Genomic DNA, 23,953 nt, shown 5'->3' on the forward strand with positions numbered 1-23,953 from the left:
AATGACCAGAGCAACACTGGCTTCCTATAGTTGCTGAACAGGGAAATCTGCGCGGTATTCCTGACCATCATCGCTTCGGGGCAGGATGCTCCTCCATCAAGGAATTCAGCCTATGTTGCAACGCAAAAACCGCAGCCAGAACAGCCATGTGCGTATCTGGATCCTTTGCCTGATTCTGTTCCTGTCAGTGGTCGCTTATGCCGATCGCTCGATCCTGTCGATCTCCGGCTCGGCGATCAAACAGGAGTTTGGCCTGTCGGCGATCCAGCTCGGCCTGATCCTTTCGGCCTTCAGCTGGGCGTATGTCATCGGCCAGATCCCCGGCGGATTGATTCTCGATCGCTTCGGCACCAAAAAGGTCTACGGCGTGACGCTGGCGCTGTGGTCGGTTTCGACCCTGCTGATGGGATTTGTCGGTGAGTTTTCCAGTGGCATGACCATGGCGCTGACGCTGATGTTTGCGCTGCGCTTCGCGCTGGGCCTGATTGAGGCACCGAGCTTTCCCGCTAACGCCCGCGCAGTCATCATGTGGTTCCCGGGCGCAGAGCGCGGACGCGCATCGTCGCTGTTTGCCTCGGCACAATACTTTGCCGTGGCGATATTCTCACCGCTCTCCGGCTGGCTGGTGTCGCGTTATGGCTGGGAATGGCCATTCTTTGTGCTCGGCGGCATCGGCGTGTTGGCGGTGTTTGTCTGGGCGGGCTATATGCGCAGCCCGCGTCAGCATCCGCACGTTTCCGCCAGCGAGTTGCATTACATTGAACAGGGCGGCGCGCTGGTGGATATCGACGCCGCGCAAACGCTGCGGGCGCGGCCACCGGTCAGCAAAGCGATGTTCAAAACATTGCTCACCAACCGCATGCTGTGGTGCGCCTACCTCGGCCAGTATTGCACCATCGCGCTTAGCTACTTCTTCATTACCTGGTTCCCGATCTATTTGGTGCAGGCGCGCGGCATGAACATTCTGGATGCCGGTTTCGCCACCATTGCACCGGCGCTGTTTGGCTTTCTGGGCGGCATCAGCGGTGGCTATATCTCAGATATGCTGCTGGCGTGCGGCTGGAGCCTGTCGTGGGCGCGCAAAACGCCGTACATCATTGGCATGCTGATGGCCGCCTCGCTGATTCTGGCGGCGGTGATCCCTTCCAACGCCGGCATTATCGCCATCATGTCGTTTGCCTTCTTCGGCAAAGGCGTGGCGGCGGGCGCGGGCACCTGGACCGTGGTCAGCGATACGGCACCCAAAGAAGCGGTTGGCCTCGCCGGCGCGATCTTCAACGGTATCGGTAACATGGCGGGCTTTATCACGCCGCTGTTGTTTGGCGTGATCGTTGGCCTGACCGGCAGTTACAGCATCGGCCTGGTGTTCGTCGGTGCGCACTGTGTCGTCGCGGCACTGCTGTTCCTGCTGGTGATGGGCCCGATTGAACGCGTAGGCGATCGGTCTGAGGTTGCCGATCTGGAATCCCGATCGGAAATAAACTATGATGTTAAAAAGTGCACTTGAGCACTGTGCATGAGTGCACTATTTTACCTGCTGGTTCGTAAGACAGGCAGGGAAGCAGGATGGGTTCAATCAGGGCGTTTCGTCAGGCCTGGCTGGCACAATTTTATACCCATGGGACACCGCATGCGCAGATTCCGCGTGCGATTGAATCAGCGCTGGCGCGTAAGCTGGATATCATTCATGCCGCCACTTCGCATCAGGATCTGCGTTCGCCGCCGGGTAACCGTTTTGAAGCGTTAAAGCCGCCGCTGCTGGGTTATTATTCGATTCGGGTTAACGCGCAGTATCGGCTAATTTTCCAGTGGGCAAAAGGCGAAGCCTGGGATCTGTATCTGGATCCGCACCGCTACAAAAAATAGCGCTAACGATCCCTTCTGGCCCGCTACCCGTACCAAAGAGAGCACCTTATGAAACAAGCAATGCGCAAACCCACCAGCGTGGGGGACGTCCTGCAGTATGAATTTCTCGAACCGCTCAACCTCAAAGTGAATGATCTGGCGGAGATGCTGAATGTGCATCGCAACACCGTCAGCGCGCTGGTGAATAACAACCGTAAACTCAGCACTGAGATGGCCTACCGGCTGGCACGGGTTTTCGCCACCTCGATTGAATTCTGGCTTAACCTGCAGCGTCATCTCGATCAGTGGGAAGTGGAAAATGACGCCAGAACGCAGGAGGAGTTAAGCCGTGTCATGACGCTGAGTGCCTTTTTAGCCCAGCGCGGCACGCAGGTTGCCTGAACCTGTCCCGACCAGTCACGCCGCCCTGAAGATTTTTTGCTCAGCTGCCGATATCACTCCTTACCATCCACTGATATTAAGGAGCGATATCGTGATAAAGCTGATTACCGTTGACGAGCTGCGGCCAGGCATGTTTATCCACAAGCTTGAGGTCTGGTGGATCAAGGACAAACGCATTCGCAACCAGATGCTGATCACCGATAAGCGTCAGATCGCCCTGATCCGTAACGAGGGGATCCAGCAGGTATGGATCGATCCCGAGCGGTCGGTGCGCGCGCCTGCCACGCCGCAGCCGAAAAAAGACATTCCACAGACGCCGTTTTTCCGCGAGATGGATCAGGCGCAGTGCATCTTCAACCAGGGCAAGCCGCAGGTGCTGGCGATGTTCAACGAAGCGCGCATGGGGCAGGGCCTCGATCTTGCCTTTACCCTTGAGCTGGTCGATGAAATTGCCGGATCGATTACCCGCGAGCCAACCGCGCTGCTCAGCGTGGCGCGGCTGAAAAATCATGACGATTACACTTACCTGCACTCCATGGCGGTGTGCGGTCTGATGATTTCGCTGGGCAAGAAAATGGGGCTGGATGAGCAGCAGCTGCGTCGCGTGGGCATGGGCGGATTGCTGCATGACGTCGGTAAAGCCGCGGTGCCGCTGACCATCCTCAACAAGCCGGATAAGCTCACCGACGAAGAGTTTACGATTATGCGCCAGCATCCAATCGTCGGTGCGCAAATGCTGATGGAAGCCCATGCGGATGAAGATTTGCTGGATATTGCGCTGCATCACCATGAAAAATTCGATGGCAGCGGCTATCCGCATCGGCTGCAGGGCGAAGAGATCTCGCTCTACGCACGCATGGCGGCGGTGTGTGACGTCTACGACGCGGTGACCTCCGATCGCCCGTATCGCAAAGGCTGGACGCCGGCTGAGGCGATGCACAATATGCTGAGCTGGCGCGGCCACTTTGACAGTGCGCTGCTGCACGCGTTTGTGCGCACCATCGGTATTTATCCGGTGGGCTCGCTGGTACGGCTGGCTTCCGGGCGCGTGGCGCTGGTGGTGCAGGCCGGGGAAAAATCGCTGCTGAAGCCCAAAGTGCATGTGTTCTGGTCGCTGCATTCGCAGCGCGAGGTCAAACCGGAAGCGCTGGACCTCGGCGACAGCTTCTGCACCGATACCATCACCGGCGCTGAGGACAGCGGCTTGTGGCACAACGTTGACCTGAACCGCATCTGGGCGCTGGAAAGCGCCTGATCTGCCCGCGTTTTTATACTTTCTTTACGCCCGCTCTGCGCCTTTTTACCCCTTCTTTATGCCGCGCCGCGCATGCTTGCTGCACTACCAAATCCTCTGGAGGTTGCTGTGAGTGTGGGCGTGATAGCCGGCATCGTGCTGGTATTTTTATTACTGGGCTACCTGATTTATGCCCTGCTTAATGCGGAGGCATTCTGATGGCGGCGAATGCGTTTTTACTGATTGCGTGCTATCTGCTGGTGCTGATGGTGCTGGCGCAGCCGCTGGGCCGCTTGCTGGCGCTGATGGTGGCGGATAAACCCCTGCTAACGCGCAGCGAACGCGTGCTGTGGCGTCTGGCCGGCGTTGACGGCGCGGCGATGCGCTGGCCGCACTATCTGCTGGCCATCCTGCTGTTTAACGCGCTCGGCTTTGTGCTGCTGCTGGCGATGCTGATGGGGCAAGGCGCGCTGCCGCTCAATCCTCAGCATCTGCCTGGCCTGAGCTGGGATCTGGCGCTCAATACGGCGATCAGCTTTGTCACCAACACCAACTGGCAGGCGTACGCGGGCGAGAGCACGCTGAGTTACTTCAGCCAGATGGCGGGCTTAACGGTGCAAAACTTCCTTTCGGCGGCAACCGGTATTGCGGTGGCGTTTGCGCTGATGCGCGGTTTTGCTAACCGTTCGCTGGAAACGCTCGGCAATGCCTGGCGCGACCTGACGCGCATCACCGTCTACGTGCTGCTGCCGATTAGCCTGCTGATGGCACTGTTTTTTGTCAGCCAGGGCAGCATTCAGAACTTTGAACCCTATCATGCCTTCACCACGCTGGAAGGCGCGCAGCAAACGCTGCCGCTCGGGCCGGTGGCTTCGCAGGAAGCGATCAAAATGCTCGGCACCAACGGCGGCGGTTTCTTCAACGCCAACTCGGCGCATCCGTTTGAAAACCCGACGGCACTGACCAACTTTGTGCAGATGCTGAGCATCTTCCTGATCCCGGCCGCGCTGTGTTTTGCCTTTGGTCAGCAGCTGGGCGATCGCCGTCAGGGCCATATGCTGCTGTGGGCCATGAGCATCATGTTTGTGCTGGCGGTGGTCGCGGTGATGTGGGCTGAGCTGCGCGGCAATCCGCACTTTCTGACCCTGGGCGCTGATAGCGCGATCAACATGGAAGGCAAGGAGACACGCTTCGGCATTCTCAACTCCAGCCTGTTTGCGGTGATCACCACCGCGGCGTCGTGCGGCGCGGTAAACGCCATGCATGACTCCTTCACTGCGCTGGGCGGCATGGTGCCGATGTGGCTGATGCAGCTGGGCGAAGTGGTGTTTGGCGGCGTCGGTGCCGGCTTGTACGGCATGCTGCTGTTCGTGCTGCTCGGGGTGTTTATCGCCGGTCTGATGATTGGCCGTACGCCGGAGTACATGGGCAAAAAGATCGATGTGTGGGAGATGAAAATGACCGCGCTGGCGATTCTGGTGACGCCGACGCTGGTGCTGCTGGGTACTGCGCTGGCGATGATGACCGAAGCCGGACGCGCCGGTATGGCCAACCCTGGCATTCACGGCTTCAGCGAGGTGCTGTATGCGGTGTCGTCGGCGGCCAACAACAACGGCAGCGCCTTCGCCGGTCTCAGCGCCAACACCCCGTTCTGGAACCTGCTGCTGGGCTTCTGCATGCTGGTCGGCCGCTTCGGCATCATCATTCCGGTGCTGGCCATTGCCGGTTCGCTGGCGGCGAAGAAAATTCAGCCGGTGGGCAACGGCACGCTGCCGACTCACGGCCCGCTGTTTATCGCACTGCTGGTGGGCACCGTGCTGCTGGTGGGTGCGCTGACCTTCGTTCCCGCGCTGGCGCTTGGCCCGGTGGCGGAACATCTGCAACTTATTCAGGGATAACGGAATCATGAGTCGTCAACAACTGGCGCTGTTTGATGCGGCGCTGACGCGCACCGCGATGCTGGATGCGGTGAAAAAACTCGATCCGCGCGTACAGTTTCGCAACCCGGTGATGTTTCTGGTGTGGATCGGCAGCGTGCTCACCTCGCTGCTGGCCATCGGTATGGCGGCGGGGCAGCTGAACGGCAGCGCCGGCTTTACCGCGGCGGTCGCCATCTGGCTGTGGTTTACCGTGCTGTTCGCTAACTTCGCCGAAGCGCTGGCGGAAGGGCGCAGCAAGGCGCAGGCCAACAGCCTGAAAGGGGTGAACAAGCACAGCGATGCGAAGAAACTGGCGGAACCGTTTCACGGTGCGCAGTGGCGGCCGGTGGCGGCCGATACGCTGCGCAAAGGCGATGTGGTGCTGGTGGAAGCCGGCGACATCATCCCGTGCGACGGTGAAGTGCTGGAGGGCGGCGCATCGGTCGATGAGAGCGCCATTACCGGCGAATCGGCACCGGTGATTCGTGAATCCGGCGGGGATTTTGCCTCGGTAACCGGCGGGACGCGCATCCTGTCGGACTGGCTGGTGATTCAGTGCAGCGTCAATCCGGGCGAAACTTTCCTCGACCGCATGATCGCCATGGTGGAAGGCGCGAAACGCCGCAAAACGCCCAACGAAATCGCCCTGACCATTCTGCTGGTGTCGCTGACCATTGTGTTCCTGCTGGCGACCGCCACGCTGTGGCCGTTTTCCGCCTGGGGCGGCACGCCGGTTAGCGTGACGGTGCTGGTGGCGCTGCTGGTGTGCCTGATTCCCACCACTATCGGCGGACTGCTGTCGGCGATTGGCGTGGCGGGCATGAGCCGCATGCTGGGAGCCAACGTGATCGCCACCAGCGGGCGCGCCGTGGAGGCTGCCGGTGACGTCGATGTGCTGATGCTGGACAAAACCGGCACCATCACGCTCGGTAACCGCCAGGCGACGCAGTTCCTGCCCGCGCCGGGCGTCAGCGAGCAGCAGCTGGCCGACGCGGCGCAGCTGGCATCGCTGGCCGATGAGACGCCGGAAGGGCGCAGCATCGTGGTGCTGGCGAAGCAGAAATTTAACCTGCGCGAACGCGATCTCAGCAGCATGGGCGCCAGCTTTATCCCGTTCTCCGCGCAGACGCGCATGAGCGGCGTCAACGTGCAGGATCGCCTGATCCGCAAAGGCGCGGTCGACGCGGTACGCCGTCATATCGAAGCCAGCCACGGCAGCTTCCCGGCTGAGGTTAATGCCCGGGTGGAAGAGGTGGCGCGCGCCGGCGGTACGCCGCTGGTGGTGGCCGAAGGCGCACAAGTGCTGGGCGTGGTGGCGTTAAAGGACATCGTTAAAGGCGGCATCAAGGAACGTTTCGCCGAGCTACGCAAGATGGGCATCAAAACGGTGATGATCACCGGTGATAACCCGTTAACCGCCGCGGCGATTGCGGCGGAAGCCGGTGTCGATGACTTCCTGTCGGAAGCGACGCCGGAAGCCAAGCTGGCGCTGATTCGCCAGTATCAGGCGGAAGGGCGCCTGGTGGCGATGACCGGCGACGGCACCAACGATGCGCCCGCGCTGGCGCAGGCTGACGTGGCGGTGGCGATGAACTCCGGCACCCAGGCGGCGAAAGAGGCGGGCAACATGGTCGATCTTGACTCGAACCCGACCAAACTGCTGGAAGTGGTGCACATCGGCAAACAGATGCTGATGACGCGCGGTTCGCTTACCACCTTCAGTATCGCCAACGATGTAGCGAAATACTTCGCCATCATCCCGGCGGCGTTTGCCGTGACCTATCCGCAGCTCAATATGCTGAACGTGATGGCGCTGCATTCACCGGCCTCGGCGATTCTGTCGGCGGTGATCTTTAACGCGCTGGTGATTGTGTTTTTGATTCCGCTGGCGCTGAAAGGCGTGAGCTATCGGCCGATGAGCGCGGCGGCGCTGCTGCGGCGCAATCTGTGGATTTATGGCGTAGGCGGTTTAGTGGTGCCGTTTATTGGCATTAAAGCGATCGACCTGCTGCTGACGCTGTCGGGCCTGGTGTAAGGAGAAGAGAAATGAGTCAGTTACGTCCGGCTATAGTATTGTTAGTGCTGCTTACCCTGCTGACCGGCGCGGTCTATCCGCTGCTGACCACCGGACTGGCGCAGTGGTGGTTTCCGTCGCAGGCCAACGGTTCGCTGATTGAGCGCGACGGCGCGGTGCGTGGCTCAGAGCAGATCGGTCAGGCGTTCAGCCAGCCGGGTCACTTCTGGGGCCGTCCATCGGCCACCAGCGACGTGCCGTACAACGCGCAGGCGTCAGGCGGCAGCAACCTTGCCGCCAGTAATCCGGCGCTGGATAAAGCGGTGGCGGAACGGGTTGCTGCGCTGCGCGCTGCCAATCCGCAGGCGCCGGCAGCGGTGCCGGTGGAGCTGGTAACCGCTTCAGGCAGCGGCCTGGATCCGGATATCTCCCCTGAAGCTGCGCTGTGGCAGGCACCGCGCGTTGCGGCAGCGCGCAACATGACGCTGAAAGACGTCGAGGCGCTGATTGCGCGCAACACCGAGCGCCCGCTGCTGCCGTTTATCGGCGAAGAAACGGTGAACGTGCTGCGGCTGAATATGGCGCTGGATGATTTGCAGGGATAGTTTCAAACCGCGCGAAGAATCGCGCCGCTACAAAAATGTGCACATACCGTAGCGGCGCAATTTATTGCGCAATGCCACATTGGTGCACGCGATAAAAATGGACCTCGCATGAACGACGAATTACCGCGCCCCGATCCCGATGCCCTGCTGCTCAATCACAGCGACAGCCATCGCGGTAAACTGAAAATCTACTTCGGCGCCTGCGCGGGCGTAGGGAAAACCTACGCCATGCTGCAGGAGGCGCAGCGCCTGCGTGCGCAGGGGCTGGACGTGCTGGCTGGCGTGGTCGAAACCCACGGCCGTGAAGAGACCGCCGCGCTGCTGCAGGGACTGGCGGTGCTGGCGCGGCGCGCCACTGGTCGGTCGCGCCATGCGGAATTCGACCTCGACGCCGCGCTGGCGCGCCATCCGGCGGTGATCCTGATGGATGAACTGGCGCACACCAACGTACAGGGCTCGCGCCATCCCAAGCGCTGGCAGGACATTGAAGAACTGCTGGATGCCGGTATCGACGTGATTACCACCGTCAACGTGCAGCATCTGGAGAGCCTGAATGACGTGGTGGGCGGCGTCACCGGCATTCAGGTGCGCGAAACCGTACCTGATCCCTTTTTCGACAGCGCCGATGAAGTGGTGCTGGTGGATTTGCCGCCGGACGATCTGCGTCAGCGGCTGAAAGAGGGCAAAGTGTACGTCGGCGACCGCGCCGAGCGCGCCATCGAAAATTTCTTCCGCAAAGGCAACCTGTTCGCGCTGCGTGAACTGGCGCTGCGCCGCACGGCCGACCGGGTAGACGATCAGATGCGCGCCTGGCGCGATCAGCAGGGGCGCGACAAAGTGTGGCACACGCGCGACGCGATTCTGCTGTGCATCGGTGACGACACCGGCAGTGAAAAGCTGGTACGCACCGCCGCCCGTCTCGCTGCCCGGCTCGGCAGCGAGTGGCATGCGGTGTATGTGGAAACGCCGCGCCTCAACCGACTGCCGGAAGCGCAGAGGCGCGCCATTCTGCGCACGCTGCAGCTGGCGCAGGAGCTGGGCGCGGAGACCGCCACGCTGTCCGATCCGGACGAGGCGCGCGCGGTGCTGCGCTATGCGCGCGAGCACAATCTCGGCAAAATTGTTACCGGCCGGCAGCCGCAGCGGCGCTGGCGACGCGACAGCTTTGCCCAGCGTCTCGGCGAGCTGGGGCCGGAGCTCGACCTGCTGGTAGTGGCGCTCGATGAGCCGGTGCGCGATGTGCCAGCGGCCCTGAGCGGCCAGCGTGCCAGCGGCGAGAAATGGCGGCTGCACCTGCGCGGGTGTCTGATGGCGATCGCGCTGTGCGTGCTGGTGACGCTGATTGGCCGCTGGTGGCTGGTGGAGTTTGATACCGCCAACGCGGTGATGATCTATCTGCTGGCGGTGGTGCTGGTGGCGCTGCGCTTTGGCCGCTGGCCGTCGGTGTTCGCCACGGTAATCAATATTCTGGCCTTCGACCTGGTGTTTGTGGCCCCCACCGGCACGGTGGCGGTATCGGATCTGCAATATCTGGTGACCTTTGCGGTGATGCTGGCGGTCGGGGTGATTGTCGGCAATCTCACCGCCGGCGTGCGCTATCAGGCGCGGGTGGCGCGCTACCGTGAACAGCGCGCGCGTCATCTGTATGAGATGGCGAAATCGCTCGGCAGCGCGCTGACGCCGCAGGATATCGCTGCTACCAGCCAGCGCGTCATTGAGGTGACGCTGCAGGCGCGCAGCCAGCTGCTGCTGCCCGACGAACAGGGTGAGCTGCAGTCGGCGGGTGAAAGCACCATCGGGACGCCGCCCGACCTCGGCATCGCCAAATGGAGCTACAGCAAAGGGCAACCGGCCGGTGCCGGCACCGATACGTTACCGGCGGTGCCGTACCAGATTCTGCCGCTGAAAAGCGGGGCACACTGCCGCGGCCTGCTGGTGGTTGAGCCGGACAACCTGCGCCAGCTGATGATTCCCGAACAGCAGCGGCTGGTGGAGACCTTTACGGTGCTGATTGCCAACGCGCTGGAACGCATGGCGCTGTCGCACAGCGAAGCCGCGTCACGGCTGGCCGCCGAGCGCGAGCAGCTGCGTAATGCGCTGCTGTCGGCGCTGTCCCACGATCTGCGCACGCCGCTGACGGTGCTGTTTGGCCAGGCCGAGATGCTGATGCTGGACCTCGCCAGCGAGCAGTCGAAATACGTCGGCCAGGCCAATCAGATCCGCGAACAGACGCTGAGCACCATCCGGCTGGTGAGTAACATGCTGGATATGGCGCGTATTCAGTCCGGCGGGCTGAATCTGCGCGAAGAGTGGGTGGCGCTGGACGAGGTGATTGGCGGCGCGCTAAGCAGCATGGGACCGTCGCTGAAAGGGCACGACTTTACGCTGGATTTACCGCCGGAGCTGGTCCTGATCAAAGGCGACAGCGCGATGCTGGAGCGGGTGTTTACTAACCTGATCGAAAACAGCCTGAAGTATGCCGGCAATGCCGCGCAGCACGGCATTCGCGCCTGGCGCGATAAAACCCGGCTGGAGATCGCTGTCTGGGATAACGGACCGGGCATTGCGCCGGAGAATCTGACGCGCATTTTTGACAAGTTTGCCCGCGGCGACAAGGAGTCGGCCGTGCCGGGCGTCGGGCTGGGGCTGGCCATCAGCAAAACCATTATTGAGTCACATCGCGGTCGCATCTGGGCGGAAAACCGGCCGCAGGGCGGGGCGGTGTTTCGCCTGTCGCTGCCGCTGCCAGTCGCGCCTGAAATTTCTGAAGAAGCACTGAAATAACTTCACATAAGTTCGGTTATACTCGATGGCTTGTCTGTTGATAAATGGGAACTTATGGAACGTTTTACCGAAAACCTGATGTATGCATCGCGCTGGCTGCTGGCACCGGTTTACATTGGACTTTCGCTGGGGCTGCTGGCGCTGACGGTTAAATTTTTTCAGGAAATTTTTCACCTGCTGCCCAACATTCTCAGCATCGCGGAAAACGATCTGATTCTGCTGCTGCTGTCGCTGGTGGATATGACGCTGGTCGGTGGCCTGCTGGTCATGGTGATGCTGTCCGGCTATGAGAACTTTGTCTCCAAGCTGGATATCGATGAAAGCAAAGAGAAGCTGAGCTGGCTCGGCAAGATGGATTCCGGCTCGCTGAAAAACAAAGTGGCAGCTTCGATTGTGGCGATCTCATCGATTCACCTGCTGCGTATTTTTATGGATGCGCGCAACGTCGCCAACGAAAAGCTGATGTGGTACGTGATCATCCACCTGACCTTCGTGCTGTCGGCCTTTGTGATGGGCTGGCTGGATAATATGTCGAAGGTTGAAAAGAAATCGTGACCTTTACGCACGAGCTGACCGATTACATCAGGTGCGCATCAATGCGCACCCTGTAAAAAACCCGCAGTGCCCCGTAGGGTCGCCATTCATGGCGACCTGTCCAGTTGCACCAGTTGCACCAGGTGCGCATCAATGCGCACCCTACAAAACCTGCAGTGCCCCGTAGGGTCGCCATTCATGGCGACCTGACCAGTTGCAGCAGGTGCACATGAATGCGCACCCTGTAAAAAACCGCAGTGTCCCGTAGGATCGCCATTTATGGCGACCTGGCCCCTTACCGCACCGGCTGCGTGCCGGTCAGCTGCGGCATCACGTCCCTGATCATCGCGAAAAAATGCTGCAGGCGGGCCGGATAATAACTGGCCCACGGGTAGGTCAGCCACACCGGCAGCGGCGGTGCCTGCCAGTCGGGCACCAGCTGCACCAGCGCGCCGCTGGCTAAATCCTCCTGCACCACCCATGACGACACAATCGCGGCACCCATGCCCGCCAGCGCGGCTTTACGCACCGCGTACAGGCTATCGCTGGCGAGGCGCGGGGCAATCGCCAGGTTGATCGGCTGGCCGTCGCTGAGACGCTGCAGCGCAATTTCGTTACGATAAAAACTGGTCAGCGCCAGCCACGGCATCTGCGTCAACTGGGTAACCTCTTTCACCGGCGCATGAGCCGCCAGCAGCGCCGGTGCCGCAACGACAAAGCGCGGCACTTCCGCCAGCAGCACTGCCACCACCGACGGATCGGTGGGCGCGCCGACCTGAATGGCGCAGTCAACGTTTTCACTGACAAAGTCCGGCGTGCGGTCGTTGAGCATCCACTCCACTGCCAGGCGCGGATAGCGCTGCAGATAATCCATCAGCGGCGCAATCAACTGATCCTGACCAAATGCATGCGGCGCACGCACGCGCAGCGTGCCGATCGGGTCGTCATTCGCGCCGGTTAACTCATCTTCCAGCGCGTGCCAGGTCGCCACCAGCTGCCGCGCCTGGGCATAGCAGCGTTCCCCGTCGTCGGTGAGTTTCAGCGCATGGGTGGTGCGTAAAATCAGTTTCAGACCGAGCCGCTGTTCCAGCGCCTGCAGACGGCGACTCACGGTGGGTTGGGTGGTGCCGAGCTGCGCCGCGGCCGCCGACAGCGAGCCGCTTTCAACAATGCGGATAAACGTCTGCATCAGTTCGATGCGGTCAACGCTGGTGAGTGTGCTCATACGTACCATGCATAACAGTTCTGTGTCATAGCAGTCTACCGCGTATGGCCGCAACGCGCTTTAATAAGCGCATTATCACGGGGGAAAACCACTATGTCTGCCATGTCTCAATCTTCTGCCATGCCTGCTGAAAAGCTGCCGGCACCGCTGGTGTTTACGCTGGCGGCCGGTGCCGGTCTCAGCGTGGCATCGATTTACTACAGCCAGCCGATGCTGGATATCATCAGTAAACAGTTCAATGTGGGCATTGGCAGCGTCGGTATGGTGCCGATGCTGACCCAGGCCGGTTACGCGCTGGGGATTCTGCTGCTGGCCCCGCTTGGTGACCGCCACGATCGCCGCACCATCATTCTGATTAAAGGCTTGCTGCTGGTCGCCGCGCTGCTGCTGTGCGGCTTTTCCGGCGGTATCAATGCGTTGCTGATCGCCAGCTTTGTTACCGGATTAACCGCTACCGTGGCGCAGGACATTGTGCCAGCGTCAGCGGCGCTGGCACCGGAGCGCAGCCGTGGCAAAACCGTCGGCACGGTGATGACCGGGCTGCTGGTCGGCATTCTGCTGTCGCGCGTGGTGAGCGGCGTGGTGGCGGAGTATCTGGGCTGGCGCACCATGTACATGATGGCGGCGGCGGCGGTGCTGCTGAGCAGCCTGGCGCTGTGGCGCGCGCTGCCACGCTTTACGCCGGGCACCACGGTGAGCTATCCGCGTCTGCTGCTGTCGCTGGCGCATCTGTGGCAGCATCACCAGACGCTGCGCCGCGCGGCGCTGGCGCAGGGCCTGCTGTCGGTAAGTTTTAGCGCCTTCTGGTCTACCCTGGCGCTGATGCTGAGCGATCGCTTCCATCTCGACAGCGCCGTGGCAGGGGCCTTCGGTCTGGCCGGTGCCGCCGGGGCGCTGGCCGCGCCGCTGGCGGGCAGTTTTGCCGACCGCATCGGCCCGGCGCGTGTCACCCAGTATGGCGCCACGCTGGTGATGGTGTCGTTTGCCCTGATGTTCCTGCTGCCGGTGCTGTCGGTGCCGGCCCAGCTTGGCCTGATTATCCTCAGCACCATCGGCTTTGACCTTGGCGTGCAGGCCACGCTGGTGGCGCATCAGACGCTGGTCTACAGCCTGGCGCCGGAAGCGCGCAGCCGCCTCAATGCGCTGATGTTCACCGTGGTGTTTATCGGTATGGCGACCGGCGCGGCGCTCGGCAGCCTGGCGCTGGCCCATTTCGGCTGGAATGGCGTGGTCAGCCTTGCGACGGCTGCCGCTGTGCTTGCGCTGCTGATTCGTCTCGCCAGTCGCCATCTGCAAAACTAATTCACGATCCTGTGCCAGGCTTAAAGGAGAATGTTATTTAAAAACGGAGCGTTATGAACTTCCTGGCCTGGACCGCCCTTACTGGCGGTCTGCTACTTTTGATGTCACTGGCTTCCGGCTGGATTCACCGGGGGCCGGTGACGTCGTTTGGTCTCTACCTGTTCGCGGGCATTCTGTGTGGCCCGTGGATGCTTAATCTGCTGCAAATCGACATTATCGGCCACGCCGAGCTCGCCGCCCATATCACCGAAATCACCATGGCCGCCTCGCTGTTTATCACCGGGCTCAAGCTGCGTCTGCCGATGAGCGCGCACGCGTGGCGCGTCGGGCTGCGGCTGGCATTCCCGGCGATGCTGCTGACCGTCGGCGGCATGGCCTGCCTGATTCACTGGATTACCGGCTTTGGCTGGCCGCTGTCGCTGGCGTTTGGTGCCATTGTTGCCCCGACCGACCCGGTGCTTGCCAGCCTGATCTCCGTAAACGATGCGCGCGATGACGATGCGCTGCGCGTGGCGCTCTCCAGCGAGGCCGGCATGAACGATGGTTCAGCGCTGCCGCTGCTGATGCTGGCGCTGCTGCTGATGCACCCGGGCGCCTTCAGTCTGGAGCTGCTGGGCGGCTGGGCGGCGCGCGATGTGGTGTGGGCGATTGGGGGCGGGCTGGCGATTGGTTACCTGCTCGGACGGCTGATCGGCCAGCTGGCGACCCATCTGCGCAGCGCGCATCACGACGTGGCGCCCAATGATTTTCTCGCGCTGGCACTGATTGCCCTGAGCTACGCGGCGGCGCAGTCGGTGGATGCGTCTGGCTTTCTTGCCACCTTTGCGGCAGGCGTCGGCTTGCGCCGCGCCGAGCTGCGCGTGACTAAACGCTTTCCGCTGGAAGACCTGCCGGAAGAGAAGCGCTACCTGCCGGCAGAGGTGCTGGTCAATCCTAACCAGCGTCTGAAGCAGCAGGGCGGCAGCCCGGTAAAATCGGTCGGCCTGGTGGTCGGCGATGCGCTGTCGTTTGGTGATACTATCGAACGCCTGCTGGCGGCAGCGATGATGGTGGTGCTGGGCATCACGCTGGCGCATCACTGGAATCTCACCGGCATCGGCCTGGCGTTGCTGCTGTTTGTGGTAGTGCGGCCGCTGGCGGTATGGCTGACCACCTGGCGCTGCGAAATGCCGTTTATGCGGCGGATGCTGATTGGCTGGCTGGGGATTCGCGGCATCGGCAGTATCAATTATATTGCTTATGCCTGGGTGCATGGCCTGCAGGGCCCGCAGGCGGAACAGATGATGGACATGGCGCTGACGCTGGTGGTGTGCAGCATTGTGCTGCACGGCATCACGGTGACGCCGCTACTGAACTGGCGTGCTGCCCGGCAGGCGGCACGCACGCAGCAAGATGAAACGTGATTTTCTGGAAATAACGGGAGCTTATTATGAAAGCATTGCTTATCGCCCTGGTAGGGCTGTCGCTGTCCGCCAGCGCGCTGGCGGATGATACGGATGCCGACGCGCAGGAGAATATCTATGCCAGCCAGCTGTGCCACATTGTTAGCGGGGAGCAGAAAACCGGTGACATGCAGAGCTACACTGAGAAAATGAAGTCACAGCTGGCGGCCAGCCAGTCACCGTCGGCCATGAACAAGCCTTCCTTCAACGAGGAAACCGCGCAGGAAGTGGTCAACGGCTGGCTGGAGCTGGGCGAAGAAGAGCGGGCGAAGCTGCGCCACGATCAGCAGCAGTGTGAGCAGACGGTGATGACTCAATTCCAGCAGCAGGATTAACTTTTCCCCTTCTCTTCGTGAATACGCGCCTTTTCTGGCGCGTTTTTTTATGGCTTTTTTGTACGAAATGCGTACATTATCGCCAGATTGAAACAGGACCTGCATCACATAATGAGACGCCGCCTCCGGGCTGGCGCATTTTCCATACCGGCTACTGGGCAAGATGATTACACGGCGTCGTTTTCTGTTGGCTAGCGGAGCAACCGTACTCTCCATGACGGCGGGCAAACTGTTTGCCCGGGATGACATTATTCCGCTCTGGCCGGACGACCCACCGGGCGGCGGCGGTCCGTCTGGCTTACTGAAAGTCAGCGCTAACGGTTCATGGACCAATATCGTTTCTCCCGCTATTCAGCGCTTTCGTCCGGAGAATCCCAACGGCGAAGCGGTGATCGTTGCGGCTGGTGGCGGCTACCGTTTTATCGGCATGGGGCGCGAAGCCTGGCCGGTCGCGCGCTGGCTTAATGCCAACGGGTATACTGCCTACGTGCTGAGCTACCGACTGCCGGGTGAAAAGTGGCAGGCCGGCAGACTGGCGCCGCTGCAGGATGCGCAGCGCGCGATTCGCATGGTGCGCGCGATGGAAAACAAGGTGCACCTGCTGGGCTTTTCGGCCGGCGGCCATCTGCTCGGCATGGCGGCAGCGCGGCCTGACTTCGTCACCTATTCACCGCAGGATTCGCTGGATGACATCCGGCCAACCGCAGACAGCGTCGGGCTGATTTACCCGGTTATCACCCTTGAAGCGCCGTATCAGCACACCCGTACTCACCAGATGATCGTGGGCAATGACGCCACGCCGACCCAGGAAGCCAACTGGTCAGTGCAAAATTACGTCACCCGCGCCTACCCGCCAACCTTTCTGGCGCAGGCGGAGGACGATCATACCTCCAACCCTCATAACACCGAGCTGATGCGCGACGCCTGCCGCCGTATGCGCGTGCCGGTTGAGCTGATTGAACTGAGCAGCGGCGGCCACGGCTTTGGCCTCGGTAAAGCCGGCACCCCCGCCGCGCTGTGGGACCAGGCGTATGTCCGCTGGCTGGATAAGCTGGGATAATTTCTTTACTGGCGCATCAATCCAGGAGCGCTTGCAACGGCGCTGTAGTAACCTTCCGCACAAACCGTAGCGGCGCAATTTATTGCGCAAAAAACAGCGGCGCAGCGGTCGGATTAGCGCGATAAATCGCGCCGCTACGATGCGGTGCGCTCAGCGAGCATGGCGATTGAATCAGCCCGTGCCGTCACGTCAGATTAAAATACCGGTCCGGCTGGCTCGCTGCCGGCAGCGGAAAATCGTTGTTCATCGCTTTCAGATTGCGTTCGATATTCACGCACAGCGCGTCCAGCGGCAGGTGATTGGGCGCTGTGCCGAACGGATCTTCCAGCTCCTCCGCCAGCGACTCCAGCGACAAAAAGGTGTACGAAATAAACACCGACACCAGCGGCGTCATCAGGTGCAAATCGGCCACCAGCGCGAACGGCAGCAGGGTGCAGAACAGATACACCGTGCGGTGCAGAATCAGGCTGTAGGCGAAGGGAATCGGTGTGCTGGCCAGCCGGTCGCACCCCCCCAGATACGCCGACAGATGGTTAAGGTTGTCATCAATACTCTGCCAGACGATATCCGTCACTAACCCCTCATCACGCCGCTGCGCCAGCCATTCGCCCATGCATAACATGATTTGCGAGGTCGGCATCGGATGGCCGAGCACCGCGGCGTGCCACGCGGGCGGCAGCAGCCGCTGCAGATCGGCTTGCGCATCGGTTTTACGCAGCCGGTGTTTCAGGCTCCAGCTAAACGCCAGCTGCAGTCCGATAAACTCCTGCACCTGTTCCGCACGCAGTCCGCGCAGCGTTTTCACCTGGCGCAGCAGCGAGCGCTGAGTAATGTGCATATTGCCCCACAGCGTGCGCGCCTCGATAAAGCGCGCGTAGCTGGCGTTATTGCGAAAGCCAAGAAAGATGGCGATCGACACGCCAATCAGGCTGAACGGTGCGGTGGTCAGGTGAATGCCGAGCGTGGAATACCAGGGATAACCCAGTATGGCGATCACTGACATCAGCAGGTTAAGCGACAGGCGGAACGCAATGCGAGACAGCACTGAGCCGTGCCAGTCAAACAACCGGAGAAACCAGTGTTGATGAGGACGTACGATCATTTTGCGATGGTGTTTTTATGATTTTGTCGGCACAGATTACGCCCGTCGCAGGCGCAGAATCAACGCCGGTGAGCCGCTGTTTTACCAGCAAAAACGCTGCGCTTTGACTAATTAATCTATTTAAATCAAGCTTCTAAAAACGCTTTGAACAAGTTGTAAAATTCTTTGCGTTATCTCTTTGTCCGCGCTTTCTCTAAAGTTTATTCCAGCAGCACAACACACAAATTTAAAACCACTTTAGAGGAAACTATCATGTCTAAACTCGACCTGCTTGACCCACAGAACTCAACCCTGATCTTCATCGACCATCAGCCACAGATGGCGTTTGGTGTCGCCAATATTGACCGCCAGCAGCTCAAAAATAACACCGTCGCCCTGGCGAAAGCGGGGAAAATTTTCGACGTGCCGGTGATTTACACCTCGGTAGAAACGGAAAGCTTCAGCGGCTACATCTGGCCAGAACTGCTGGCGGTGCACCCGGAATCGAAGCCGATTGAGCGTACCTCCATGAACTCCTGGGAAGACGCGAAATTTGTCGAGGCGGTAGAGAAAACCGGTCGTAAAAAACTGATCATCTCGGCGCTGTGGACCGAAGTGTGCCTGACTTTCCCGGCCCTGATGGCGCTGAAAGCCGGTTATGAAGTGTATGTGGTGACCGATACCTCCGGCGGCACCAGTGTTGATGCGCACGAACGTTCCGTGCAACGCATGGTGCAGGCGGGTGCGGTGCCGGTGACCTGGCAGCAGGTGCTGCTGGAGTACCAGCGCGACTGGTCACGCAAAGAGACCTACGATGCAGTGATGGATCTGGTGCGTGAGCACAGCGGTGCCTACGGCATGGGCGTCGACTACGCCTACACCATGGTGCACAAAGCGCCGCAGCGTCAGGGCTGATTCAGCGGTAGTGCGGCAGGCGGGTTTTCAATGCGTCGATAAACAGCCGCAGCGCCATCGACTGATGCCGGTTCGGCGGGAACCACAGCGCGATTCCCGCCGACTGAATGCGCCAGTCGGCCAGCAGCTCCACTAATTTCCCCTGCTGCAGTGCCTCGCTAACGTACAGTGAGGGCACGAACGCAATCCCTGAACCGTTGATGGCCGCGCGCGCCATCAGCGCGTTATTGTCTAACGTCAGCGTACCCGGCACGTCAATCTCCAGACTTTCTTCCGCACTCTGATACTCCCAGCGATAGCGTTTGCCCCCGGGCAGGCGATGACGAATACACTGCTGCTGCAGTAAATCCTGCGGCTGACGCACCGGCGCGTGCACCGCCAGATAGTCGGGCGAGGCCACGGTAACGAAGGTCAGCGGGCCGCCGAGCGCAATAGCCACCATATCCTGCGGCACATCTTCAATCAGCCGGATACCGGCATCAAACCCGGCAGCGGTGATATCCACCAGCGCGCCCTGAGCGGCGAAATCAAGCTGAATACCGGGATAGCGCGCGCTGAACTCGGGCACTACCTGATCCAGCAGCAGGCCAATCACCACATCGCTGGCGCTGATGCGCAGCGTACCGTACTGCTGCTGGCGGCTCAGGCTGACCTCGTGCAGCACCTCATCCATCTGATTGAGCAGCGGCGCGAGGCGCTGTAATAGCTGCTCACCGGCGTCGGTCAGCGACACGCTGCGTGTGGTGCGCTGAAACAGCTGCACGCCGAGGTTGTGCTCCAGCGTTTTCACCAGGTGGCTGAGCGAAGATCGCTTCAGGCCAAGCAGCTCGGCAGCGCGCCGGAAGCTGCGCTGCTCGCCCAGCGTTTTGATCGCCTGCAGTTCGTGCCATGAAGGGCGTTTCATTGGTGGTATTTCCTCACCAGGTCATGTGCGATTGGGGAGATTATGACCACCAGTAAAGCGATCTATCATCAGGTTTTCAACATGAGGAGCGCAAAATGAAAACCTGGTTAATTACCGGTGCCAGCAGCGGACTGGGCCGACTGATGAGTGAACGTTTACTTGAGCGCGGCGATCGCGTGGTGGCAACGGTGCGCCGCGAGCAGGCGCTGGAAGATTTGCAGCAGCAATATGGCGATCGGCTGCTGGTGATGCGGCTGGATCTGGCCGAAACGGCCAGTATCGCACCGGCCATCGCCAGCGCCTTTGCCCGCGTCGGGCGTATTGATGTGGTGGTAAGCAACGCCGCTTACGGTCTGTTTGGCGCGGCGGAAGAGCTCAGCGACGCGCAGATTGCACGCCAGATCGCCACCAATCTCACCGGATCGATCCAGCTGATTCGCGCCGTCATCCCGCATTTGCGCCAGCAGGGCGGTGGCCGCATTGCGCAGATCTCGTCCGAAGGCGGCCAGGTGGCGTATCCCAATTTCAGCCTGTATCACGCCAGCAAATGGGGCATTGAAGGTTTTGTCGAAGCGGTGCGCCAGGAAGTCGCCAGCTTTGGCATCGAGCTGCTGCTGGTGGAGCCGGGCCCGACCGTCACTAACTTCGCCAGCGGGCTGGATATCGCCGCGCCGCTCGACGCCTATCGTGATAACGCATCCGGTCAGTTCCGTCGGGCGATTGAAGCGGGTGACTTTGCTATATTGGGTGATGCCGGAAAATGCGTGGCGGCCACGCTGGCGACGCTGGATCAGGAAACGATGCCGCTGCGGCTGGCGCTGGGCAGCACGGCCTATCAGCACATCGAAGCCGCGCTGGAAGCCCGGCTGGCAGAACTGCGCGCGCAGAGAGCGCTGGCGTTTGGCGCGGATGCGTAACTTTGCCGTGTAACCTGGTTGCGCAGACCGTTATTAATGGCGGTCTGCGGCTGGTTAACACGGACTGGCTGACATCGTTGTCTCTTTTATTTACCTTAACCATAAAAACGATTTTTATTTTCGTTTTTAACGATATGCTTCAATAGATATTGGCATTTATCAACAACATTGCGGGCATTTTTAAACCCCTGTTCAATCACCGCAATATTTAATACATGGTCGTCATGGTTAAACTGCATTGGTTCGGTATCGCACATGTTCCAGGCACGCGTTGTCGCTTCTGTCCAGTGATGAACGCTTTCTCCGGACCAGGCAATATTCTCTTTAAGCATTCTCACTGGGTTCCCGCCCCAGCAGCTATTGGAGTGTATCGTTTTCCCCGCCACCAGACTCATGGCACCAATTACGCTGCCGGAGTGGATCGAGGAACCTTTTAAAATCATCGCGTTTTGTCCGATCCACACGTGATCGCCGATATAAATGCTACGGGAATGATTGATGCGCTGATTATCCGCAATGTTATATATCAGATGAGGATCGGCGGTTCGCATCCAGATACCAAAGGAGAGACAACAATGATTGCCAATGATGATATTTTTTTCTTCTGAGAGAATCAGCGTTAACTTTTCATTGAAGTAATTATGTCTGCCGATGAAGCAGACCGAATTTGAGAATGCAATTATTTTAACGATGTAGGGTATCGCACTTTGGCTCAAATAAATGATTGAATTATCCGCCCGAAAATCCACTACGGAATCCTGCAGGACTACGCCCTCCTCACATATCAGAATATTGTTCTTACCATGAAAATTAATCTGGCTATTGATGAGTGTCGGTTCTTTACCGAGAAATTTGTTACCTTCAATAAGCCTGAGCTGCTCTGGATGTAATATTGTCATTTTTCGCTACGTGAGTCGGGATGGCCGTTTTCAAAGCGGCCTGAATCACGTCGATATTAAGCGTTGGGCATCAGAACAGCAGGCTGTGCGCCGTGGCGCGCAGCGCAATGCCGAGCAAAATGCCGGGCACGGCGAAGCGGAACAGGCGCGGAAAACGGCTGGAGAGCCCGAGGAAAATGCCGATGCCGGGCAGGTCGAAGGTCTGAATCAGCAGGCCTGCCGCGGCGTTGATGTTGTGCGCACTGTACTGCCCCTGTTCGACCAGTCCGGCAACCACGCCGTAATAGGCGGTACCGCCGGCCAGGCATTTGGTCAGCGCAGGCAGCACATACACCTCGGCGATATGCAGTTTGTGTAACAGCGGTGCCAGCAGCTGCGTCAGCAGCTCAATGGCGCCGGCACTCTTCAGGATGCCCACTACCGACAAGGAAAGGATCAGCATCGGCAGCGAACCGAGCGCGAGGCGAATGGCGTCGGCACCCGAGGTGTTGATGATGGCGATCAGTCCCGGCTTCGTGTCGCTGTTCTCCACGCCCTGGTCTTCATCGCGCAGCGCGACGTCGGAAAGTTTGCGGGCAAAAAAGTGATAGGTTGATGCGGCCGCCAGCACGCCGCCGCTGATGGAGAACAGCAGCGCGGCGCTCCAGTTGAGCCCGTCAGGAATCAGCGGATAAAAGGCGTTGGCCTGGCCCATCGCAAACAGCATCGCCAGCGTGGCCGCCATATGGCGGTCTGAAGTGCCGCGCTTCTCCATGATCGCCAGCGCGGCGAGCGGTGCGGCAAAACTGACAAAATTCAACTGGATGAGTGCGAACAGCGCCAGGCCGGTAATCCCCAGCGGCTTCAGTAACGGCGTGGCGTGGCGCACGACAAAATCCAGCACGCCTTTCACTTCGAGGTATTTCATGATGAATAGCATCACCACCATGATGGGAATCAGAGTGTAAAGCGCGACGTCGACCGCAGCTTTGCCCGACTCCATAATTATGCTGATGATATTCACGTGCTGACGTCGTCCCGTTACCGCAAAACGCTGGCCGCCGCGCCAGCAAAGCAAAAATCATAGCGGGTATGCGCGCTGTTGAGTAGTCAGCAAACAAAAAAGCCCCCAGGCGGGGGCTGCGATGATGGCGCGGAGGCGGTGTTAGCGCATGGTGACGAACTCTTCCGCCGCCGTCGGGTGAATCGCCACGGTGTTGTCGAAGTCTTTTTTGGTGGCGCCCATCTTCAGCGCCACCGCAAAGCCCTGCAGCATCTCATCCATGCCGTTGCCGATACCGTGAATACCCACAATCTTCTCTTCCGGCCCCACGCATACCAGCTTCATGCGGCACGGCTGACGGTGCTGGGTCACCGCGGTATACATGGCGGTGAACGACGATTTGTACACTTTTACCTGGTCGTCGCCATACTGCTCACGCGCCTGCGGTTCGGTCAGACCGACGGTGCCAATCGGCGGATGGCTGAACACCACGGTGGGAACGTTGCTGTAGTCGAGATGCTCGTCCGGCTTGTTATTAAACAGGCGTTCGGACAGGCGACGGCCTGCCGCCACGGCCACCGGCGTCAGCTCGACCGCACCGGTGTTATCACCCACCGCATAGATGCCTTTGACGTTAGTGTTCTGGAACTTGTCGACCTGAATGTAGCCTTTGTCATTCAGCGCCACACCGGTCACCGTCAGGTTGAGGTTATCGGTGGCGGGCTCGCGGCCAATTGCCCATACCAGGCAATCCACCGTCTGCTGCTGGCCGTTTTCCAGCTGCAGCGTCAGGCTGCCGTCAGCATTCCTGATCACCGCTTTCGGGATCGATTCGGTGTGCAGCGTCGGACCTTCCGCCTGCATCACTTCTACCAGCGTCTCAACAATCAGCGGGTCGAAGCTGCGCAGCGGCGCATGCTGACGCACAAACAGGTGAGTTTCTGCGCCCAGCGCATTCACCACGCCGGCCAGCTCTACCGCAATATAGCCTGCGCCTACCACCGCAACGCGTTTTGGCAGCGCCTCCAGCTCAAAGAAGCCGTCGGAATCGATGCCGTACTCTGCGCCCGGCACCTGTGGATGGCTGGGACGACCGCCGGTGGCGATCAGGATATGGTCGGCAGTAATGGTCTCGCCGTTCACTTCCACCGTGTGGGCATCGACAAAGCGCGCGAACCCTTTGATCACTTCTACCTGGTTTTTACCCAGCACGTTGTCGTACGAGGTGTGGATACGGTCGATGTAGGCGCTGCGGTTTTTCACCAGCGTTGACCAGTCAAAGCGATTAACGGTGGTATCAAAGCCGTAATCCGGACCGTACAGGTGAATCGCTTCGGCGATCTGCGCGGCGTGCCACATCACTTTCTTCGGTACACAGCCGACGTTGACGCAGGTGCCGCCCAGCTCTTTCGCTTCGATCAGCGCGCACTTCTGGCCATACATCGCCGCACGGTTAATGGAGGCGATACCGCCGCTGCCGCCGCCAATGGCGAGGTAATCAAAATGTCTGGTCATCCGTTGTGTCCATCTGTTGGAGGAAAACTGGCATAGAGT

22 protein-coding genes are annotated in these 23,953 nt (G+C 60.0%); 16 read left to right on the forward strand and 6 right to left on the reverse strand.

All coding sequences use genetic code 11. The annotated features are described in order from the left end of the window. Positions 1 to 112 precede the first annotated feature (112 nt). The 10 genes from AC6I79_RS01010 to AC6I79_RS01055 all read left to right on the forward strand — a co-directional run bounded on the left by AC6I79_RS01010 (position 113) and on the right by AC6I79_RS01055 (position 11,358). Positions 113 to 1,507: an MFS transporter gene (locus AC6I79_RS01010; protein WP_159378007.1), complete on the forward strand. Its 1,395-nt coding sequence runs from the start codon at positions 113 to 115 to the stop codon at positions 1,505 to 1,507. A gap of 59 nt (positions 1,508 to 1,566) precedes the next feature. Next, complete coding sequence (locus AC6I79_RS01015; RefSeq protein WP_059013049.1) at positions 1,567 to 1,866, forward strand: type II toxin-antitoxin system RelE/ParE family toxin; 300 nt, start codon at positions 1,567 to 1,569, stop codon at positions 1,864 to 1,866. 48 nt (positions 1,867 to 1,914) lie between these two features. After that, complete coding sequence (locus AC6I79_RS01020) at positions 1,915 to 2,247, forward strand: HigA family addiction module antitoxin (protein ID WP_058775157.1); 333 nt, start codon at positions 1,915 to 1,917, stop codon at positions 2,245 to 2,247. Between the two features lie 91 nt (positions 2,248 to 2,338). Then, entirely contained in the window at positions 2,339 to 3,502 is a 1,164-nt protein-coding gene (locus AC6I79_RS01025; protein WP_021507880.1) for an HD-GYP domain-containing protein, read from the forward strand. Between the two features lie 108 nt (positions 3,503 to 3,610). Beyond that, positions 3,611 to 3,700 carry a K(+)-transporting ATPase subunit F gene (kdpF, locus tag AC6I79_RS01030; RefSeq protein WP_021507879.1) on the forward strand — a complete coding sequence of 30 codons (90 nt, stop codon included), beginning with the start codon at positions 3,611 to 3,613 and terminating at the stop codon, positions 3,698 to 3,700. After that, complete coding sequence (gene kdpA / locus AC6I79_RS01035) at positions 3,700 to 5,379, forward strand: potassium-transporting ATPase subunit KdpA (RefSeq protein WP_058770924.1); 1,680 nt, start codon at positions 3,700 to 3,702, stop codon at positions 5,377 to 5,379. The genes kdpF and kdpA overlap by 1 nt, the downstream gene beginning before the upstream one ends. 7 nt (positions 5,380 to 5,386) lie before the next feature. Then, positions 5,387 to 7,435, forward strand: coding sequence for a potassium-transporting ATPase subunit KdpB (gene kdpB, locus AC6I79_RS01040; protein ID WP_021507877.1), 2,049 nt, complete (start codon positions 5,387 to 5,389; stop codon positions 7,433 to 7,435). An 11-nt stretch (positions 7,436 to 7,446) separates the two neighbouring features. Continuing rightward, positions 7,447 to 8,019 (forward strand): potassium-transporting ATPase subunit KdpC, encoded by a 573-nt coding sequence (kdpC, locus tag AC6I79_RS01045; protein ID WP_021507876.1) that lies wholly within the window; start codon positions 7,447 to 7,449, stop codon positions 8,017 to 8,019. Positions 8,020 to 8,127: 108 nt separating this feature from the next. Further along, positions 8,128 to 10,803, forward strand: a complete 2,676-nt coding sequence (gene kdpD / locus AC6I79_RS01050) for a two-component system sensor histidine kinase KdpD (protein WP_058780224.1) — start codon at positions 8,128 to 8,130, stop codon at positions 10,801 to 10,803. A 54-nt stretch (positions 10,804 to 10,857) separates the two neighbouring features. Continuing rightward, positions 10,858 to 11,358 (forward strand): TIGR00645 family protein, encoded by a 501-nt coding sequence (locus AC6I79_RS01055; RefSeq protein ID WP_021507874.1) that lies wholly within the window; start codon positions 10,858 to 10,860, stop codon positions 11,356 to 11,358. A 274-nt stretch (positions 11,359 to 11,632) separates the two neighbouring features. Here AC6I79_RS01055 and AC6I79_RS01060 read toward each other — a convergent pair whose 3' ends face one another. After that, the gene (locus tag AC6I79_RS01060; protein WP_152390340.1) at positions 11,633 to 12,562 is read right to left on the reverse strand and encodes a LysR family transcriptional regulator; all 930 of its coding nucleotides are present in this window, start codon (positions 12,560 to 12,562) and stop codon (positions 11,633 to 11,635) included. A 93-nt stretch (positions 12,563 to 12,655) separates the two neighbouring features. Here AC6I79_RS01060 and AC6I79_RS01065 point away from each other — a divergent pair, with 93 nt between their 5' ends. The 4 genes from AC6I79_RS01065 to AC6I79_RS01080 all read left to right on the forward strand — a co-directional run bounded on the left by AC6I79_RS01065 (position 12,656) and on the right by AC6I79_RS01080 (position 16,701). Continuing rightward, positions 12,656 to 13,864, forward strand: coding sequence for an MFS transporter (locus tag AC6I79_RS01065; protein WP_152390341.1), 1,209 nt, complete (start codon positions 12,656 to 12,658; stop codon positions 13,862 to 13,864). Positions 13,865 to 13,917: 53 nt separating this feature from the next. Further along, positions 13,918 to 15,267: a cation:proton antiporter gene (locus tag AC6I79_RS01070; protein ID WP_159378010.1), complete on the forward strand. Its 1,350-nt coding sequence runs from the start codon at positions 13,918 to 13,920 to the stop codon at positions 15,265 to 15,267. Between the two features lie 26 nt (positions 15,268 to 15,293). Continuing rightward, positions 15,294 to 15,641 carry a hypothetical protein gene (locus tag AC6I79_RS01075; protein ID WP_021507870.1) on the forward strand — a complete coding sequence of 116 codons (348 nt, stop codon included), beginning with the start codon at positions 15,294 to 15,296 and terminating at the stop codon, positions 15,639 to 15,641. Between the two features lie 163 nt (positions 15,642 to 15,804). Continuing rightward, positions 15,805 to 16,701 carry an alpha/beta hydrolase gene (locus tag AC6I79_RS01080; RefSeq protein ID WP_058759350.1) on the forward strand — a complete coding sequence of 299 codons (897 nt, stop codon included), beginning with the start codon at positions 15,805 to 15,807 and terminating at the stop codon, positions 16,699 to 16,701. Positions 16,702 to 16,885: 184 nt separating this feature from the next. Here AC6I79_RS01080 and AC6I79_RS01085 read toward each other — a convergent pair whose 3' ends face one another. Further along, complete coding sequence (locus AC6I79_RS01085; RefSeq protein WP_031279808.1) at positions 16,886 to 17,803, reverse strand: bestrophin family protein; 918 nt, start codon at positions 17,801 to 17,803, stop codon at positions 16,886 to 16,888. A 252-nt stretch (positions 17,804 to 18,055) separates the two neighbouring features. Between AC6I79_RS01085 and AC6I79_RS01090 the strand changes: the two genes are divergently transcribed. After that, entirely contained in the window at positions 18,056 to 18,697 is a 642-nt protein-coding gene (locus AC6I79_RS01090; RefSeq protein ID WP_021508093.1) for a hydrolase, read from the forward strand. 1 nt (position 18,698) lies between these two features. Here the strand turns inward: AC6I79_RS01090 and AC6I79_RS01095 are convergent, their stop codons facing one another. Next, positions 18,699 to 19,601, reverse strand: coding sequence for a LysR substrate-binding domain-containing protein (locus AC6I79_RS01095; protein WP_262256841.1), 903 nt, complete (start codon positions 19,599 to 19,601; stop codon positions 18,699 to 18,701). Between the two features lie 95 nt (positions 19,602 to 19,696). Here AC6I79_RS01095 and AC6I79_RS01100 point away from each other — a divergent pair, with 95 nt between their 5' ends. After that, positions 19,697 to 20,518: an SDR family oxidoreductase gene (locus AC6I79_RS01100; RefSeq protein WP_021508095.1), complete on the forward strand. Its 822-nt coding sequence runs from the start codon at positions 19,697 to 19,699 to the stop codon at positions 20,516 to 20,518. Positions 20,519 to 20,613: 95 nt separating this feature from the next. On the opposite strand, the gene AC6I79_RS01105 is transcribed toward AC6I79_RS01100, so the two are convergent. The 3 genes from AC6I79_RS01105 to gorA form a co-directional block, all read right to left on the reverse strand. Continuing rightward, positions 20,614 to 21,417: an acyltransferase gene (locus AC6I79_RS01105; protein WP_059012346.1), complete on the reverse strand. Its 804-nt coding sequence runs from the start codon at positions 21,415 to 21,417 to the stop codon at positions 20,614 to 20,616. 70 nt (positions 21,418 to 21,487) lie between these two features. Continuing rightward, positions 21,488 to 22,420, reverse strand: coding sequence for a nucleoside recognition domain-containing protein (locus AC6I79_RS01110; RefSeq protein WP_031279810.1), 933 nt, complete (start codon positions 22,418 to 22,420; stop codon positions 21,488 to 21,490). Positions 22,421 to 22,561: 141 nt separating this feature from the next. Then, complete coding sequence (gene gorA, locus AC6I79_RS01115) at positions 22,562 to 23,914, reverse strand: glutathione-disulfide reductase (RefSeq protein ID WP_159378013.1); 1,353 nt, start codon at positions 23,912 to 23,914, stop codon at positions 22,562 to 22,564. Positions 23,915 to 23,953: the final 39 nt, after the last annotated feature.

Source organism: gamma proteobacterium symbiont of Scutellera amethystina, from assembly GCF_059730845.1.